15 protein-coding genes are annotated in these 17,361 nt (G+C 64.5%); 11 read left to right on the plus strand and 4 right to left on the minus strand.

What is annotated here, in order from left to right; genetic code table 11:
* Positions 1-93: 93 nt before the first annotated feature.
* Entirely contained in the window at positions 94-744 is a 651-nt protein-coding gene (locus CEG14_RS13315; protein ID WP_094826820.1) for a hydrolase, read from the minus strand.
* 215 nt (positions 745-959) lie between these two features.
* Here CEG14_RS13315 and CEG14_RS13320 point away from each other — a divergent pair, with 215 nt between their 5' ends.
* From CEG14_RS13320 to CEG14_RS13325, 3 genes are all read left to right on the plus strand, one after another.
* Positions 960-1,865: a LysR family transcriptional regulator gene (locus tag CEG14_RS13320; RefSeq protein ID WP_094826821.1), complete on the plus strand. Its 906-nt coding sequence runs from the start codon at positions 960-962 to the stop codon at positions 1,863-1,865.
* Positions 1,866-2,254: 389 nt separating this feature from the next.
* Complete coding sequence (locus tag CEG14_RS25735; RefSeq protein WP_143277209.1) at positions 2,255-2,458, plus strand: hypothetical protein; 204 nt, start codon at positions 2,255-2,257, stop codon at positions 2,456-2,458.
* Positions 2,459-2,472: 14 nt separating this feature from the next.
* A complete protein-coding gene (locus CEG14_RS13325; protein ID WP_094826822.1) occupies positions 2,473-4,752 on the plus strand; it encodes a nitric-oxide reductase large subunit in 2,280 nt (759 codons plus the stop codon).
* Positions 4,753-4,899: 147 nt separating this feature from the next.
* Here the strand turns inward: CEG14_RS13325 and CEG14_RS13330 are convergent, their stop codons facing one another.
* Entirely contained in the window at positions 4,900-5,118 is a 219-nt protein-coding gene (locus tag CEG14_RS13330; RefSeq protein ID WP_094826823.1) for a hypothetical protein, read from the minus strand.
* Between the two features lie 312 nt (positions 5,119-5,430).
* Here CEG14_RS13330 and CEG14_RS13335 point away from each other — a divergent pair, with 312 nt between their 5' ends.
* The 7 genes from CEG14_RS13335 (at position 5,431) to CEG14_RS13370 (ending at position 12,932) form a co-directional block, all read left to right on the plus strand.
* Positions 5,431-6,204, plus strand: a complete 774-nt coding sequence (locus CEG14_RS13335; RefSeq protein WP_094826824.1) for an ABC transporter substrate-binding protein — start codon at positions 5,431-5,433, stop codon at positions 6,202-6,204.
* Between the two features lie 53 nt (positions 6,205-6,257).
* Positions 6,258-6,947 carry an ABC transporter permease gene (locus CEG14_RS13340; RefSeq protein WP_094826825.1) on the plus strand — a complete coding sequence of 230 codons (690 nt, stop codon included), beginning with the start codon at positions 6,258-6,260 and terminating at the stop codon, positions 6,945-6,947.
* Positions 6,944-7,657 (plus strand): ABC transporter permease, encoded by a 714-nt coding sequence (locus CEG14_RS13345; protein ID WP_094826826.1) that lies wholly within the window; start codon positions 6,944-6,946, stop codon positions 7,655-7,657. The genes CEG14_RS13340 and CEG14_RS13345 overlap by 4 nt, the downstream gene beginning before the upstream one ends.
* Positions 7,658-7,693: 36 nt before the next feature.
* A complete protein-coding gene (locus tag CEG14_RS13350) occupies positions 7,694-8,461 on the plus strand; it encodes an ABC transporter ATP-binding protein (RefSeq protein WP_094826827.1) in 768 nt (255 codons plus the stop codon).
* A 429-nt stretch (positions 8,462-8,890) separates the two neighbouring features.
* Positions 8,891-9,223: a CopM family metallochaperone gene (gene copM, locus CEG14_RS13360; RefSeq protein WP_094826829.1), complete on the plus strand. Its 333-nt coding sequence runs from the start codon at positions 8,891-8,893 to the stop codon at positions 9,221-9,223.
* A 933-nt stretch (positions 9,224-10,156) separates the two neighbouring features.
* Positions 10,157-10,507 carry a nucleotide pyrophosphohydrolase gene (locus tag CEG14_RS13365; protein ID WP_094826830.1) on the plus strand — a complete coding sequence of 117 codons (351 nt, stop codon included), beginning with the start codon at positions 10,157-10,159 and terminating at the stop codon, positions 10,505-10,507.
* A gap of 22 nt (positions 10,508-10,529) precedes the next feature.
* Positions 10,530-12,932: a DNA/RNA helicase domain-containing protein gene (locus CEG14_RS13370; protein ID WP_094826831.1), complete on the plus strand. Its 2,403-nt coding sequence runs from the start codon at positions 10,530-10,532 to the stop codon at positions 12,930-12,932.
* A 395-nt stretch (positions 12,933-13,327) separates the two neighbouring features.
* Here CEG14_RS13370 and guaA read toward each other — a convergent pair whose 3' ends face one another.
* On the minus strand, positions 13,328-14,920 hold the full coding sequence (gene guaA, locus CEG14_RS13375) for a glutamine-hydrolyzing GMP synthase (protein ID WP_094826832.1): 1,593 nt from the start codon (positions 14,918-14,920) through the stop codon (positions 13,328-13,330).
* A 95-nt stretch (positions 14,921-15,015) separates the two neighbouring features.
* Positions 15,016-16,476 (minus strand): IMP dehydrogenase, encoded by a 1,461-nt coding sequence (gene guaB, locus CEG14_RS13380; RefSeq protein ID WP_094826833.1) that lies wholly within the window; start codon positions 16,474-16,476, stop codon positions 15,016-15,018.
* 249 nt (positions 16,477-16,725) lie between these two features.
* On the opposite strand from guaB, the gene CEG14_RS13385 reads away from it, so the two are divergent.
* On the plus strand, positions 16,726-17,334 hold the full coding sequence (locus CEG14_RS13385) for a DUF2239 family protein (RefSeq protein ID WP_094826834.1): 609 nt from the start codon (positions 16,726-16,728) through the stop codon (positions 17,332-17,334).
* Positions 17,335-17,361: the final 27 nt, after the last annotated feature.

Below are 17,361 nucleotides of genomic sequence, written 5' to 3' on the forward strand. Positions count from 1 at the left end.
CGCGCCCGGCCCGCGGCCGGCACTGGCGTGTCTAGCCGTTGCCGTGTCCGCGCATCAGGAGGCGGCGCGACGACGCCGCGCCGCCACGTCGGGTCAGCTCTTGGCCGGCACCGGCGTGTTGAGCAGTTGCTGCTCCCACAGATAGGCGATGCCGCTGCCCGCGGCATGATGCTTGAGGATGTCGGTCAGCTCGCCCGCATGCTCGGTGCGCGCCCAGTCACGCTGCCACTCGGCGGCCACGGCCAGCCAGGTCATCATGTTGGCACCCGCCGCGATCATGCGCTGGATCGCGACCTCGTGCGCCTCCAACGACACGCCGCCGGATGCATCGGTCACCACCGTCACGTCCCAGCCCTCGCCCAGCGCCTGGATCACCGGCATCGCCACGCAGATCTCGGTCCAGAGGCCGGCGATGATCAACTGCTTGCGGCCGGTGGCCTTGACCGCGTCGACCACCTTCTTGTCTTCCCAGGTGTTGATGAAGGTCCGGTCGATCACCTCCTGGCCCGGAAACACCTCGGTGATCTGCGGAAAGATCAGGCCGCCGCGATCGGCGATCACGCTGGTCAGGATGGTCGGCACCCCGAAGGCCTTGGCGGCCTTGGCCAGCGCCGTCGAATTGTTGACGACGATCTGCGGGTCGTGACTGTTGAGATTGGTGAGCTGGTAAGGCTGGTGATCGATCAGCACGAGCACCGAATCCTCGGGGCGCAGCAGGGAATCAAGGCCATTGCGAAAAGTCATGCAGATTTCCTTTGTTGCCGTTGAAAGTCGGGGTTCGGGGCAGCGGCGCCGGGCGACGACTCCCCCGCCCCCCATTCTGGCCAGCGCGAGCGGGGCACGGTAGTCGCGTCCCGCGACGAGCTGTGTCGCACAATCCGCAACACCCGGCCCGGAGGCCTGGCGCGCCTGGCGGAGTACCATTCAGGCAGAGCCATCTTGCAAGAGAGGAACGCCGCGTGGATATCGAAGCGCTACAGACCTTCGTGGAGGTCGCGGATGCCGGCGGCATCTCCCCGGCCGCGACCCGGCTGGGCCTGTCGAAATCCATCGTCAGCCGGCGGCTGGCCCGGCTCGAGGCAGACCTCGGCGTGCAACTGCTGGCGCGCTCCACGCGCGGCGCCGCGCTCACCGAGGCCGGCGCCACCTTCCGCGACCACGCCGCGCGTGCGTGCGCGGAGATTGAGACCGCGCGCGAAACGCTCACGCCCACCGGGCCGCTGCGCGGTCGCCTGCGCGTCGCCGTCCCGCTCTCGTTCGGCCAGAACCACTTCGCCCCCGTGCTGGCCGACCTGGCGCGACGCCACCCGCAGCTGCACGTGCATGCCTCCTACAGCGACCGCTTCGTCGACCTCATCGGCGAGGGGTTCGACTGCGCCATCCGCGTGGGCATCCTGCCGGACTCGAACCTGATCGCGCGCCGCGTTGGCCCGCTCTACGGCCGCTTCGTGGCCAGTCCGGCCTATATCGCGGCGCACGGCTCACCCGAGACCCCGGAGGCGCTCCTGGCCCACGAAGCCCTGCTGCAGGGCACGGAAGCCTGGCAGTTGATGGATGGCGAGCGCGTCATCACGCTGCGCCCGCGGGGCCGCTTCAAGGCCGACAGCGGCGTCGCACTCGCCGTCGCGGCCGCCGCAGGCCTGGGCATCGCGGCGCTGCCCGATCACCTCACCGGGCCATACCTGGCCTCGGGCGCGCTGGTTCCCGTCATGACCCGCCACCCGCCGCCCACGGCGGGCATCTACCTCATCCGCCCGCCGGGCCAGCACCCCTCGCGCAAGGTGCGCGAGCTGACCGAGCTGCTGCTGGCGTGCTTCGCAAGGCAGTCGGCCGCCGAGCCGGCCGGCGCTCGCCCCCCTGCCTGAGCCCGAGCCGCCGCCCCCGGGCCTGCAACGGGCCGGCGCCATCGCAGCGCGACGCGACGTGGTCGCCGGTCGCCCGCGGCCGGTCGCCAAGCCTGTCGCACCCGCGCCGCCAGCGCGTGGGCCCTCCCTCCCGCCATATCCGCAAGCGCGCCGCCACACGGCGCCCGCGCCCGTGGGTCCGAGCGGCCCGCCGGCCGGGTCAGCGGGAATGGTCATCCGCACCCAAGCGGGTAGATAGAACCCGGGATTCTCGTGGTGATTTACACCCTCCTGCCCCTACGCCTTTGATTTGACGCGCCATTTTTTCTGGCACGGATTTCGCTTTGAAGAAGCGGTCGACCCGGCCAGCCGGCCGGCACTTTCGTCCTTCATCAGGCAAGGAGCATTCGTTGGACCTCACCGATCCACCCTCTGTGTTGCGAGCGCGGCGACGGCCGAGCGCGCACAACGCCGGCATCAGGCCTGCGCGCACCTTCTGCCCCGCCGGCGGCCGCCGCCGAGCGCGGTCCGCGATACCGGGCGCGTACGAGGCGGCCGGCTTTCATATCCGCGGCATCCCGCTCGAGCGCTCGACGCTCGCGGCGATGCGCTGAACAAGGAGAACACCATGGGCCCCTACAAGAGACTCTGGTTCACGCTGATCGGCGTGCTGATCGTCACGTTCTCGCTGCTGGGCTATTACGGCAGCGAGGTCTATCGGCAGGCGCCGCCGATTCCCGCCCAGGTCGTCGCGCACGACGGCAGGGTGCTGTTCGATCGCGAGGGCATTCTCGACGGCCAGACCGCGTGGCAGTCCATCGGCGGCATGCAGCTCGGTTCGATCTGGGGCCACGGCGCCTATCAGGCGCCCGACTGGACCGCCGACTGGCTGCACCGCGAGCTCAGCGCCTGGCTCGATCTGGCCGCCCAGGCCGCGCACGGCAGCCCCTACGCAGCGCTCGACGGCCCTGCGCAGGCGGCGTTGCGCGCGCAACTGACCGCCGAATACCGCGGCAACGGCGTCGACGACGCGCAGGTGCTGAGGCTCTCCGAGCGTCGTGCGCAAGCCATCGCGCAGACCGCCGAGTACTACGACCAGCTGTTTTCCGACGCGCCTGCCCTGCGGCAAAGCCGCGAGCACTTCGCCATGAAGGAAAACACGCTGCCCAGCGCCGAACGCCGCCGGCAGTTGACGCAGTTCTTCTTCTGGACCGCCTGGGCCGCCGCCACCGAGCGCCCCGGACAGCACGTCACCTACACCAACAACTGGCCGCACGAGCCCCTGATCGGCAACGCGCCGAGCAGCGAGAACATCGTCTGGTCCATCGCCAGCATCGTCGTGCTGCTGGCCGGCGTGGGCTTTCTGGTATGGGGCTGGGCCTTCCTGCGCAACCACGACGAGCCCCTGCCCCCGGCCGCCGCCAGCGATCCGCTGACCACGTTCGCGCTTACCCCCTCGCAGCGCGGCCTGGCGAAGTACCTGTTCCTGGTCGTCGCGCTGTTCGTGTTCCAGGTTTTCCTGGGCGGCTTCACGGCACACTACACGGTCGAAGGCACCTTCTACGGCATCGAGGTGTCGCGCTGGCTGCCGTACTCGCTCGCCCGCACCTGGCACATCCAGGCCGCGCTGTTCTGGATCGCCACCGGCTTTCTCGCGGCCGGCCTGTTTCTCGCGCCGCTGATCAACGGCGGCAAGGACCCGCGCTTCCAGAAGCTGGGCGTGGACGTGCTGTTCTGGGCCCTGATCGTGGTGGTGGTCGGGTCCTTCATCGGCAATTACCTGGCGATTGCGCAAATCATGCCGCCGAACCTGAACTTCTGGCTCGGCCACCAGGGCTACGAATACGTCGACCTCGGCAGGCTCTGGCAGATCGGCAAGTACGTCGGCATCCTGCTGTGGCTCGTGCTGATGCTGCGCGGCGTCGTGCCGGCGCTCATGCGCAAGGGCGAAGACCGCAACCTGCTCGCGCTGCTGACCGCCTCGGTCGGCGCCATCGGCCTGTTCTACGGCGCCGGGCTGTTCTACGGCGAGCGCACCCACCTGTCGGTGATGGAATACTGGCGCTGGTGGGTCGTGCACCTGTGGGTGGAAGGCTTCTTCGAGGTCTTCGCGACCACTGCCCTGGCCTTCATCTTCTCCACCCTCGGCCTGGTGTCGGTGCGCATGGCGGCCGCGGCGAGCCTGGCCTCGGCCTCGCTCTTCATGCTGGGCGGCATACCCGGCACCTTCCATCACCTGTACTTCGCCGGCACCACCACGCCGGTGATGGCGGTCGGCGCGAGCTTCAGTGCGCTGGAGGTGGTGCCCCTGATCGTGCTGGGCCACGAAGCCTGGGAAAACTGGCGCCTGAAACTGCGCGCGCCCTGGATGGAAAACCTGAAGTGGCCGCTCATGTGCTTTGTCGCCGTGGCGTTCTGGAACATGCTCGGCGCAGGCGTCTTCGGCTTCATGATCAATCCGCCGATGTCGCTGTACTACGTCCAGGGGCTCAACACCACGCCGGTGCACGCCCACGCCGCGCTTTTCGGCGTCTACGGATTCCTGGCGCTGGGCTTCACGCTGCTGGTGCTGCGCTACCTGCGCCCAGATTACGCGTTCAACCCCTCGCTGATGAAGACCGCCTTCTGGAGCCTGAATATCGGCCTGGTGCTGATGATCTTCACCAGCCTGCTGCCGGTCGGCATCATCCAGTTCCACGCGAGCGTGAGCGAAGGCCTCTGGTACGCGCGCAGCGAAGCCTTCATGCAGCAGCCGCTGCTCCAGACGCTGCGGTGGGTCCGCACCATCGGTGACGTGGTGTTCATCATTGGCGCGCTGGCCATGGCCCTGCAGGTGGTGCTCGGCCTGTTAGACACGAGACACCCGCGTTCCCGCGCGGGCCAGCGTCTGGGCACGGTGCAGGGCTGAAAGCCAGGCGCGGCGCGCGGCCCATGCGGGCAGTGTCGCGCGCCAGATCAGCCCGCGCCGCCCTGGCTCGCGATCCGCCGCACACCGCCTGGATCGCGGCCTCGCTCGAGGGCGCGCGAGCGCGATGCGCTCGGCGCTCTCAAACACTCAAGGCGCGGGGCCGTCGTCCTCGCGCCGCTCCGCTTCCTCCTGGGCCTGCACGTCCTCGAGCTTGACCCGGCTGGTGCTGCCATGCGTGGCCGCGCACTGCGCCGGATTGCCGCTGGACTTCACACACGCCGCAAACGCCAACGCCGCGTCCACCGTGGCGAAGTGATACGAGTTGCCATCGGCAAACGCCACTTTTCCTTCGACCGAACAATCCATGATGCCTCCCTTTCGCTGAAAACCCATCCTAACGCGCCCCGCGCCGGCCGTCACCCGCGCCGCCGCAAGAGCGATCGTTGCCCGCGCACCCAATCGCGAGCGTCGGCAAGCCATAGCAAGCGTCGGTCCCGGATGTCGTCCTCGACTCGGCCTCTGGTCGTAATAACGGCCCGCCGCCGCCGTGGCGGGCGTGCACTCAGATATAAACCCGCATCGCCCGGAGCCGCTCTGCCGTGCCCCCTGCGCTCCCGTCCGCGCGCTCCGCCGCTTCCCGACCCGTGGCGCCCGACACCCCTTCTGGACTGACCCATCATGAAAAAGATCGCGCTGTGTATCGCCCTCGCCTGCGTGGCGGCAACTTCCTACGCAAAAGACTGGACCACCGTGCGCTTCGGCGTCGATTCGAGCTATCCGCCCTTCGAGTCGAAGGGCCCGGATGGCAAGCTGGTCGGCTTCGACATCGATCTCGGCAACGAGATCTGCGCCCGCCTCAAGGCCAAGTGCGTCTGGGTCGAAAGCGACTTCGACGGCCTGATCCCGGCGCTCAAAGCCAAGCGCTTCGACGGCGTGCTGTCGTCGATGACCATCACCGAGCAACGCGCCCGGCAGATCGCCTTCTCGGCCAAGCTGTACAACACGCCAACCCGCCTCGTCACCAGGAAAGGCGCGGCGCTCACGCCCGCCGTCGATACCCTCAAGGGCAAGACGGTCGGCGTCGAGCAGGGCACGACCCAGGAAGCCTACGCCAAGAAGCATTGGGCGCCCAAGGGGGTGAAGGTGGTGCCCTATCAAAACCAGGATCTCGTCTACGCGGACCTGATCTCGGGCCGCCTCGATGCCGCCCTGCAAGATCGGCTGCAGGCGGAGATGGGCTTCCTGAACACGCCGCGCGGGGCCGACTATGCATTCGCCGGCGGCGACATCAAGGATGCGGAAACGCTCGGAGAGGGCGCCGCCATCGGGCTGCGCAAAGAAGACGCCGACCTCAAGGCGAAGATCGACCAGGCGATTGCCGACATCCTGAAAGACGGCACCTACCAGAAGATCGAACGGCACTACTTCGACTTCGACATCTACGGCGGGTGAGCCCCGCCGCTGCTGCCCCCGCCCGCCTCCGCCGTCAACCGGGTTCCGCACCGATGCTTTTCCATGGCTATGGCCCGCTGCTGTGGGCCGGCACACTCCAGACCCTGGCGCTCGCCATGCTCTCCCTGGCGGCCGCGCTGGTGCTGGGCCTGGCCGGCGCGGCGGCAAAGCTCTCGCACAACCGCGCGCTGGCCGGGCTCGGCGCCTGCTACACCACCCTGATCCGCGCGGTGCCAGACCTGGTGCTGATGCTGCTGCTGTTCTACGGCATGCAGATGGTGCTGAACGACGCCACCGAGCTGCTGGGCGTCGACCAGATCGAGATCGACCCCTTCTCCGCCGGTGTCGTCACGCTCGGCTTCATCTACGGCGCCTACTTCACCGAGACCTTCCGCGGCGCATTCCTCGCCGTGCCGCGCGGGCAGCTGCAGGCGGGCCAGGCCTTCGGCATGAGCGCATGGCGCGTGTTCCACCGCATCCTCTTCCCGCAGATGATGCGCTTCGCCCTTCCGGGCATCGGCAACAACTGGCAGGTGCTCGTCAAGGCCACCGCGCTGGTGTCCATCATCGGCCTGTCCGACGTCGTGAAGGCCTCGCAGGACGCGGGCCGCAGCTCGCTCGACTACTTCTTCTTCACGCTCGTGGCGGCGGCCATCTACCTCGCCATCACCACCCTCTCCCAAGTGCTGCTGCAGCGCCTCGAAAAGCGCTACTCGGCCGGCGTGCGGACGCTCGCATCGTGATCGAACTCATCGGCACGTACTGGCGCGCGTTCCTCTACAGCGACGGCTACGGCTCGAGCGGCCTCGTCATCACGCTGTGGCTGCTGGCCGTGTCGCTCGGCCTGGGCTTCGTGCTGGCCGTGCCGCTGGCCGTCGCCCGCGCGTCGCGCCGGCGCTGGCTGTCGGCGCCCGTCTCGCTCTACACCTACGTATTCCGCGGCACCCCGTTGTATGTGCAACTGCTGCTGTTCTACACCGGCATCTACAGCCTGCAGGCGGTACACGATCACGTCTGGCTCGACCGCTTCTTCCGCGACGCCATGAACTGCACGCTGCTCGCCTTCGTGCTCAACGAGTGCGCCTATGCCACCGAGATATTTGCGGGCGCAATCAAGGCCACGCCCGCGGGGGAGATCGAGGCCGCCCAGGCCTACGGCATGTCGCGCTACACGCTGTATGCGCGCATCATCCTGCCCTCCGCGCTGCGCCGCTCGCTGCCCGCCTACAGCAACGAGGTGATCCTGATGCTGCACGCCACCACGCTGGCCTTCACGGCCACCGTGCCCGACATCATGAAGGTCACGCGCGACGTCAACGCGGCCACCTACGCCTCGTTCCAGGCCTACGGCATCGCGGCCCTGCTCTACGCCGCCATCGCCTTCACGCTGATCTGGAGCTTCCGGCGGCTCGAAGCGCGCTGGCTCGCCCATCTCGCGCCGCGCGCGCACTGATCCGCCCCGCGCGTCCGGATCCGGAAGGAGACGATCCTGTACAAACTCACCGTAGAAGACATCCACAAGACTTTCGGCGACAACGAGGTGCTGCGCGGCGTCTCGCTGCAAGCCCGCGCCGGCGACGTCATCAGCATCATCGGCTCCAGCGGCTCCGGCAAAAGCACCTTCCTGCGCTGCATCAACTTCCTCGAGCGGCCGAGCGCCGGCCGGATCACGCTGGGCGACGAGCTCGTGCGCACCGCCCCCGATCGCAACGGCGACCTGTGCCCCACCGACCCGAAACAGCTCCAGCGCATCCGCTCCCGGCTCGCCATGGTGTTCCAGCACTTCAACCTGTGGTCGCACATGACCGTGATGGAAAACCTCATCGAAGCCCCCGTCAGCGTCCTGAAGCTGCACAAGAGCGAGGCCCGCACGCGCGCCCGCAGCTACCTCGAAAAGGTCGGCCTGCCCGCCCGCGTCGAAGACATGTACCCCGCCCACCTGTCCGGCGGCCAGCAACAACGCGTCGCCATCGCCCGCGCACTGGCAATGGAACCCGAGGTCATGCTCTTCGACGAGCCCACCTCCGCCCTGGACCCCGAACTGGTCGGCGAAGTCCTCAAGGTCATGCGCAAACTCGCCGAAGAAGGCCGCACCATGATCGTCGTCACCCACGAAATGGACTTCGCCCGCGACGTCTCCACCCACGTCATCTTCCTGCACAAAGGCCGGATAGAAGAACAAGGCGATCCGCGGCAGGTGCTGGTGGACCCGAAGAGCGAACGCCTGCGGCAGTTTTTGTCGGGGTGTCGGGGATGAGCCCCTTCCCGGGCCGACGTGCATCGCGGGTTCAGTACCGCCTGGCCCAGCGTGCGTTCTGCGAGGCAAGCGAACTCAGTCCTATAAATCGGGTTTCTTGAACTGGATCGAACGCTTAAGACGATTGACGCAACTTCCCCCTTACTTCACTTGACCTTCCCAGGGCCGGAAGGTCGATCTTGAAGACCGTGACATGACCACAAGGAGGTGCTCAATCGACCTGAAGATCAACGGAATGGCCTGCAGCGGCGACGCCAACGTCGTCCTGGCGGCGATCCACTCGATCGCCTCCGGCGCCAGGTTCAGCATTGACCCCGCTTCGCGCAGGGCCCTTGCCAAGACAGGGCCGACATGCGCGTCGATCTCCTTGTCTGGCCCAGACAGGCTATCCCGCAACAATGAACTGAGTTTCTCGAAGAAGGAAGAATCATGAAAACGTTCGTACGAATCTCTGCCGCAGCCGTATTGGCGCTCAGCAGTGTGGTCGCCACCGCGCAGTCGGAAAGCCCTTCGACCAAGGCCTACACGGCCGGAATGCAGACGATGATGAAAGGCATGATGGTCGAATACACGGGTGACCCCGATATCGACTTCATGCGCGGCATGGTGCCCCATCATCAAGGGGCGGTGGACATGGCGAAAGTTGTGCTCAAGTACGGCAAAGATCCCGAGGTCCGCAAACTCGCCGAAGGAGTGATCAAGGCGCAAGAGAGCGAGATCGCCATGATGAACAAATGGCTCGCCAAGCACGCCAAGCAGTGATCGGCATCAGTCTTTGAGGAGACCTTGGCTCCTCAGGCGCGAACGGCCCCGCAGCGAAGCTCTTCGCGGCGGGGCCGTTCCGCTGGAGCTCGTTGTTCTCGAGGCCTGACGTAAAGCCCCAGTGCATGAGCCAGAATTCCTTTTATTATGGCTCGGCGATCAAAGCACAGCCAACTTTCCGCGCGGTGCAACTACCTTCTCTGCGCTGGATGCCTGAGCAGCTCGTAGCACTGATTGTCGCAGATCACAGTCACCGCCCGCTCGACTTCATAAGGCGACCACGGGCAGGACTAGCACCCATCATCTGTTAGGCTGACATCGCGTCATAAATCAGGGCTAAGTGGAAGCGGCCGGGTGGCAGAATCTGGATACTCAAGTTCTTGGCTTGGTCGTCGAGAGTTTGCAGCAACCAGCACAGCACGTGCGCCGCCATCAACCTCTTCGTGTCGGGCGCTGCGTTTACCGATTGCCACCGCGTGCCGGACAAGGTTTGATAACTGGGCTTCCCCCGTTCTCGCGCTTGCTTAAGGGTGCACAGCGCTAACCTTGCAGCACTCCTCCTGAGGCAACCACATCGCGAGTCTGCCCATCGGCCAGACCCAGCGCTGCGACACCACCCAGCAGTTGTTCTACGCTCAGTTCTTCGGCCTTCAATTCCAAATGGAAATACGAGAATGGCTCAGGCCGAGACATACGGCGGAGTGATTAGGTCCGCCACCGGTTCTTGCGGGAAGACCAAATATAGAGCCAAGTTACGTAGCGGCGCCCAGCGGACGTGATGCCTGCGACATAGCGAGCATCCGAGCATCAGTCAAAAGAAGAACATCTAAACATCAGATATTTTTCGAACAGCTGAAAACCAACTATGCTTGCCGCACACGCAGCTCCCGCAGCTCCAACTATCCGCTAGCGCATTCCTTCGAGAATCGATCCATGACCGACACACTCAAGTCCCTCAGCCGCCAACAATGCGAATTTGCAAAGGAACGCGATTGGGAGCAATTTCACTCCCCCAAGAACTTGGCTTCTGCGCTTATCGTAGAAGCGGGTGAACTACTTGAGCACTTCCAATGGATGACGGACGAGCAAAGCCGGGGTCTCTCTCCTCAAAAGCTCGAGGCTGTTGGCAGTGAAATAGCGGATGTGCTCCTCTACCTCATCCAGCTGAGCAATGTGCTTGGGATCGACCCTGTGAAAGCCGCCCAGGCCAAGATCCAGGTCAACTCGCAGAAATACCCGGTCGACCTCGCTAAAGGCAGCAGCAAAAAATACGATCAGCTTTGAGTTTATTAGGACAGGTGCAGCGGTGATCGTTTACCAGGCTAGCAAGACAGAGTTCCTTCATCATGCGCTCCGTGAGGACATCGAAGACATCATGCTCCGCCATGTGCGACATGCTGGCGTCGCCGGCGGCAGCGAAAGCGAAATGCGATCTTGGAAAAACTCACTGCTTGAAATGGCCAAAGTACTGCAGGACGAGGAAATCCCAGACGACGCCGGCGTCGCCATCGAGTATCAGCTACCTCGCAGTTCACAGCGCATCGACTTCATGATCACGGGAGAAGACGAAACGGGATCCCCCAAGATCGTTATCGTCGAGTTGAAGCAGTGGTCGAGCTCTCGATATAGCAGCAAGGACGGGGTCATCTGGGCTCGACGCGGTGGCCGTATTGCCGAGATCGAAGGCCCTCATCCCTCGTATCAGGCTTGGTCATACGCAGCTCGGCTCGAGGATCTCAATGCTGCCGTACATGAACACGGCATTCGCCTTCAACCTTGCGCTTTCCTGCACAACCATCCCCGGGACGGGCAGATCGACCACCCGCATTACGATCCGCACATCCAGCGCGCCCCACTATTTCTCAAAAGCGAGAAGGTCAAGCTCAGCCGCTTCATCAGCAACCATGTGCGACGCGGCGATCGCTTGAGGTCTCTCTACGCTATCGAGCGCGGCCGCATCCAGCCATCCAAAAGCCTGATGGATTACGTGGCCAGCCTGATGCAGGGCAAGAGCGAATTTGTGCTGATTGATCAGCAGAAGGTAGTCTACGAATCTATTCTGCAGATCGAAGCGCAGTCGCGCGATACCAAACAAGTCGTCATTGTTCAGGGCGGGCCAGGCACCGGCAAGTCGGTGCTAGCCATAAACCTGCTTGCTGCACTTATAGGTCGACAACGCAATGCTAGATACGTGACAAAGAACCGCGCCCCTCGAGATGTCTTCCAAGCCAAGCTGACAGGCACTTTCACGAAGACCCGACTGGGCAATCTCTTTAGCGGATCGGGTTCCTTCACCGAGGACGAGGCGGATACCTATGACATCCTGTTGGTAGATGAGGCGCATCGACTCAATGAAAAGAGCGGCCTTTTTCGCAATAAAGGCGAGAACCAGGTCATGGAGATCATTCGGTCTTCGCGGTGTACCGTCTTCTTCACTGACGACGATCAACGAGTGACGGTCTTCGATATTGGCCACACCGAAGAACTGCGGCGGCATGCCAGAGCATTGGGGGCCGCAGTGACCGAACTGGAGCTGACATCACAGTTCCGGTGCAACGGTTCTGAAGGATATCTCGCCTGGCTGGAGAACACGCTCGAAATTCGGCCGACGGCCAATCAATTGCTTGATCCTGCCGAATACGACTTCCGGATATTCGATAATCCAGTCGAAATGCACGACCTCATCATCGCAAAGAATCGGGCAAACAATCGATCGCGCGTCGTCGCCGGCTATTGCTGGCCCTGGCCTAGCAGCAAAGACCCCGAAGCTTGGGACATTCAAATTCCCCAATTCGGGTATGAGAAGCGTTGGAATCTCAGCACAGACGGGAGCCTGTGGATCGTCAAGCCTGGATCGGTCCAGGAGGTGGGCTGCATTCATACCTGCCAGGGCCTGGAACTGGACTATGTTGGCGTAATTATCGGAGACGATCTGGTCTACCGTGATGGTCAGGTCGTCACCAACGCTACCCAACGAGCCTCTTCCGATCAGTCAGTCCGCGGACTCAAAAAGATGATGCGAGACGACCCCATGCGCGCTCGGGAACTGGCAGACCTCATCGTCAAGAACACCTACCGCACGCTGATGACTCGGGGCATGAAAGGTTGCTACGTATATTGCACCGATAAGTCGCTAGCCGAATATCTGCGTAGCAGGCTTGGCTCGTCGAAAGAATCAACGACGACAGCGAAGCATGATGATCAAACCAACGTTTTACCTTTGATGCGGGTCACGGAACCTGCACGTCAGAACAGCAGATCGTCCCTCCCACTTATCGACATCAAAATGGCAGCCGGCGCATTCTCGGACCTCCAAATGCTGGACGCCACCGCAATTGAATGGATTGAAGCCCCGGCATGGGTAACGCCCCAGCCCGGTCTGTTCGTGGCTCAAGTGGTTGGTGAATCCATGAGCCGACGTATCCCGAATGGATCATGGTGTTTGTTCCGCGCAAATCCTGGCGGTACGCGCCAAGGCAAAGTCGTGATTGCCCAGCACCGCAGCTTCGATGATCCTGAAACCGGCGGAAAATACACCGTAAAGACGTACTCCAGCGAGAAGACGACCGCACCCGACGGGAGCTGGCAGCATGAGCAGGTCACTTTACGTCCGGACTCATTGCAAGCGGGTTATGAGCCGATCGTGATCCGACGGGAAACAGCAGACGACGATTTCACGATCGTCGCGGAACTGCTGGCCATTCTCTAGAACGATGCATGACCGCTCATTGCGGATTTCGGCCGGCACATTAATGGAGAGGCGTGCACCTATGCTCTCCTGCGGCGCCTTTCCCGTGCCGAAGACTACCCGATCAACGAACAAACTGCTTTCACCGCACTATGCTGAAGACATAGTTCTGTATCTGCGCTCCAGCGACAGAACATAAGCAAAGCCCGTGGTGGCTTGCTATAGGTCGGCCAGAAGTGAGCGAGTCATTTGCAGCGTGCAACACCACCCGCGAATTGAAGCTCGGTCTGCAGGTGGGCCGCGCTCAGCGGGAGGTGTTACGACACATCAGCCTGCCGACTGCGGCAACCGACAGGCTGGCGGCAAGAATGACCAGCGTGCGCCGAAGAAGGGGCGCCGGACGGCGCCCCCACTCGTCACTCCCACTCAATCGTCGCCGGCGGCTTGCTCGAGACGTCGTAGACCACGCGGTTGATGCCGCGCACTTCGTTGATGATGCGCGACGAGACGCGGGCCAGCAGGGGGTGCGGCAGCGGGGCCCAGTCGGCCGTCATGAAGTCGAAGGTCTGGACGGCGCGCAGCGCCACGACGTATTCGTAGGTGCGGCCGTCGCCCATCACGCCCACGGACTTGACCGGCAGGAAGACGGCGAAGGCTTGGGAGGTGAGCTCGTACCAGCTCAGGCCGCTGGCGGCGTCCTTGGTGTTGCGCAGCTCTTCGATGAAGATCGCGTCGGCGCGGCGCAGCAATTCGGCGTATTCGTGCTTCACTTCGCCGAGGATGCGCACGCCCAGGCCGGGGCCGGGGAACGGGTGGCGGTAGACCATCGCCGGCGGCAGGCCGAGGGCGACGCCGAGTTCGCGGACTTCGTCCTTGAACAGTTCGCGCAGCGGCTCGAGCAGCTTCAGGTTCAGCGTGTCGGGCAGGCCGCCCACGTTGTGGTGCGACTTGATCGAGGTGGCCTTGCCGGTCTTGGCGCCGGCCGACTCGATCACGTCGGGGTAGATCGTGCCCTGGGCCAGCCACTTGGCGCCCTGCAGCTTGCCGGCCTCGGTCTGGAACACTTCCACGAATTCGCGGCCGATGATCTTGCGCTTGACTTCGGGGTCGGCTTGACCCGCGAGCTTGCCCATGAACTGGTCGGTGGCGTCGATGTGGATGATCTTCACGCCCATGTTCTCGGCGAAGGTCTCCATCACCTGGACGCCTTCGTTCAGGCGCAGCAGGCCGTGGTCGACGAACACGCAGGTGAGCTTGTCGCCGATGGCGCGGTGGATCAGTGCGGCCGCAACCGACGAGTCCACGCCGCCCGACAGGCCCAGGATGACTTCGTCGTCGCCCACCTGCTCGCGGATGCGCGCGACGGCTTCGGAGATGTAGTCGGGCATGTTCCAGTCGCCCTCGCAGCCGCAGATCTCGCGCACGAAGCGCGACAGCATGGCCTTGCCCTGCACGGTGTGCGTGACTTCGGGGTGGAACTGCACGGCGTAGAAGCCGCGCGCCTCGTCGGCCATGCCGGCGATGGGGCACGACGGGGTCGAGGCCATCAGCACGAAGCCCGGGGGCAGCTCGGTGACCTTGTCGCCGTGGCTCATCCAGACCTTCAACATGCCGTGGTTGTCTTCGGTGGTGAAGTCCGACAGGCCGTTGAGCAGCTTGGTGTGGCCGTGGGCGCGCACCTCGGCATAGCCGAACTCGCGGTGGTCGGAGAAGCTGACCACGCCGCCCAGCTGCTGGGCCATGGCCTGCATGCCGTAGCAGATGCCCAGCACCGGCAGACCGAGTTCGAACACGGCGTGCGGCACGCGCATCGAGCCCTCTTCGTAGGCCGAAGCGTGGCTGCCCGACAGGATGATGCCCTTCAGGCCCTGTGCGGCTTGCTCGCGGATGAAGGCGTCGTCGACGTCACCCGCGTGGATTTCGGAGTAGACGCCGGCTTCGCGAACGCGGCGGGCGATCAGTTGGGTGACTTGCGAACCGTAGTCGAGGATGAGGATGCGCTGGTGCATGGTGACTCTGCCGGTTGGAAATAAAAGCGCACCGGCCAGAACCTCACGGATTCTGCCGGTGCGCGATGCATTGCTGGTTTGACGTGATCCCGGGATCAGTCGGCGCGGTAGTTCGGCGCCTCCTTGGTGATCTGCACGTCATGCACGTGGGACTCGCGAACGCCCGCCGAGGTGATCTCGACGAATTCGGTCTTGGTGCGCATGTCGTCGATCGTGGCGCAACCGCAGTAGCCCATCGAGGCGCGGATGCCGCCCACCAGCTGATAGATGATGGCGAGGACGCTGCCCTTGTAGGGCACGCGGCCTTCGATGCCTTCGGGCACCAGCTTGTCGGCGTTGTTGGCCGGATCCTGGAAGTAGCGGTCGGCCGAACCATCGGCCATCGCGCCCAGGCTGCCCATGCCGCGATACGACTTGTACGAACGACCCTGGAACAGCACGACCTCGCCCGGCGCCTCTTCGGTGCCGGCGAACATGCCGCCCATCATGCAGGCGAAGGCGCCGGCCGACAGGGCCTTGGCGACGTCGCCCGAATAGCGGATGCCGCCGTCGGCGATCAGCGGGACGCCGGTGCCTTCGAGGGCCTCGGCCACGTCGGAGATCGCGGTGATCTGGGGCACGCCCACACCGGCCACGATACGCGTGGTGCAGATCGAGCCGGGGCCGATACCGACCTTGACGCCGTCGGCGCCGGCTTCGACCAGCGCGCGGGCGGCCGCAGCGGTGGCGATGTTGCCGCCGATCACTTCGACCTTGGGATAGTTTTGCTTGACCCAGCGCACGCGCTCGATCACGCCGGCCGAGTGGCCGTGGGCGGTGTCGACGATGATGACGTCGACGCCGGCAGCCACCAGCTTCTCGACACGCTCTTCGGTGCCGGCGCCCACGCCGACCGCCGCGCCAACGCGCAGCTGGCCGAAGGCATCCTTGCAGGCGAACGGGTGTTCAGTGTTTTTGACGATGTCCTTGACGGTGGCCAGGCCACGCAGCTCGAAGCCATCGTTGATGATCAGCACGCGCTCCAGGCGGTGCTTGTGCATCAGGGCCTGCGCTTCGTCTAGCGTGGCGCCTTCATGCATCGTGATCAGGCGTTCCTTCGGCGTCATGACGTTGCGCAGCGGCACGTCGAGACGGTCTTCGAAGCGCAGGTCGCGGTTGGTGACGATGCCGACCAGCTTGCCGCCTTCGACCACGGGCAGGCCCGAGATGCCGTGCTGGCGTTGCAGGGCGATCGCGTCGCGCACCTTCATGTCGGGCGTGACGGTGACCGGGTCGATCACGATACCGAATTCATGACGCTTGACGCGGGCCACTTCGCGGGCCTGTTCGTCAGCGGACAGATTCTTGTGGATGATGCCGATACCCCCTTCCTGGGCCATGGCGATGGCCAGGCGCGACTCCGTCACGGTGTCCATGGCGGCGGACACGAGCGGGATGTTCAGGGTGATATTGCGGGTGAGGCGGGTGGAAAGCGACGTGTCGCGCGGCAACACGTTGGAGAACGCAGGCACCAACAACACGTCGTCGAAGGTGAGTGCTTTTTTAACGAGACGCATGGGAAACTCCGGGCGCAAAGCAAGATTATACGCCGTGCGTGTGTTTTTACTAGGTGTTGACCCTTAGTTTTGCGAGGTTTGAGGGCGAAAAACACGCGCCGGATGCCCCGGGCGGAGGGCATCGACCCGCCCCCAATAAGCTTATGCGAGTCGGCGGCCGGCGCGGCGAAAAAAATTACCCGGGTGATATTGACACAAGAATTCAATCCGGGTATAAATTGAGTTGTCGATTTTTACCCGGACTCAATTATGCAAACCGCTTCCACCCCTGCCCCGCTCCGATATACCGCCTTCGTCGGCCCGCGCCGGCTCGCGCAAGGCCCGCTGGCCGAGGTAGCCCTGGCCGTCGCCGCCACCGACGCGACGCAGGCCACCGTTTTGGTGTTCTCCGATGCGACCGGCCGCCAGACCGACCTGGACCTGCGCGGCGGCGCGGCCGACGTTGCCGCCCGCTACGCCGAGGCGCCCGTCGAGCCCACCGCCGCGCCGGCGGACGGGGCCGAGGCGGTCCTGGGCGATGTGCCGCGTGGCCGCGGCCGGCCCAAGCTGGGCGTGGTGGCGCGCGAGATCACGCTGCTGCCCCGGCACTGGGACTGGCTGGCCACCCAGCCCGGCGGCGCGTCCGTCGCGCTGCGCAAGCTGGTCGAAGACGCGCGCAAGCGCCAGGTGCCGCTGGACGAACAGCGCCAGCGCCGCGATGCGGCCTACCACTTCATGTCGGTGATGGCGGGCGACCTGCCCGGCTTCGAGGAAGCCACGCGCGCGCTGTACGCCGGGGATGCCGAGTCGTTGCGTGCGCATGCATCCGCATGGCCGGCGGACATCCGCGATCACGCGCTCACGCTGGCTGGCGCCTGAGGCGGCGTTGCCGGGGCCGATGTCACC

Source organism: Bordetella genomosp. 1 (genome assembly GCF_002261335.1).
GTDB lineage: Bacteria > Pseudomonadota > Gammaproteobacteria > Burkholderiales > Burkholderiaceae_B > Bordetella.

What these genes read in the sequence shown, in the direction of transcription:
- CEG14_RS13365 (WP_094826830.1), top strand. Translation starts at nt 10,157, where the DNA reads ATGACCGACACACTCAAGTCCCTCAGCCGCCAACAATGCGAATTTGCA.
- CEG14_RS13335 (WP_094826824.1), top strand. Translation starts at nt 5,431, where the DNA reads ATGAAAAAGATCGCGCTGTGTATCGCCCTCGCCTGCGTGGCGGCAACT.
- copM (WP_094826829.1), top strand. Translation starts at nt 8,891, where the DNA reads ATGAAAACGTTCGTACGAATCTCTGCCGCAGCCGTATTGGCGCTCAGC.
- CEG14_RS13325 (WP_094826822.1), top strand. Translation starts at nt 2,473, where the DNA reads ATGGGCCCCTACAAGAGACTCTGGTTCACGCTGATCGGCGTGCTGATC.
- guaA (WP_094826832.1), bottom strand. Translation starts at nt 14,920, where the DNA reads ATGCACCAGCGCATCCTCATCCTCGACTACGGTTCGCAAGTCACCCAA.
- CEG14_RS13340 (WP_094826825.1), top strand. Translation starts at nt 6,258, where the DNA reads ATGCTTTTCCATGGCTATGGCCCGCTGCTGTGGGCCGGCACACTCCAG.
- CEG14_RS13385 (WP_094826834.1), top strand. Translation starts at nt 16,726, where the DNA reads ATGCAAACCGCTTCCACCCCTGCCCCGCTCCGATATACCGCCTTCGTC.
- guaB (WP_094826833.1), bottom strand. Translation starts at nt 16,476, where the DNA reads ATGCGTCTCGTTAAAAAAGCACTCACCTTCGACGACGTGTTGTTGGTG.
- CEG14_RS13315 (WP_094826820.1), bottom strand. Translation starts at nt 744, where the DNA reads ATGACTTTTCGCAATGGCCTTGATTCCCTGCTGCGCCCCGAGGATTCG.
- CEG14_RS13330 (WP_094826823.1), bottom strand. Translation starts at nt 5,118, where the DNA reads ATGGATTGTTCGGTCGAAGGAAAAGTGGCGTTTGCCGATGGCAACTCG.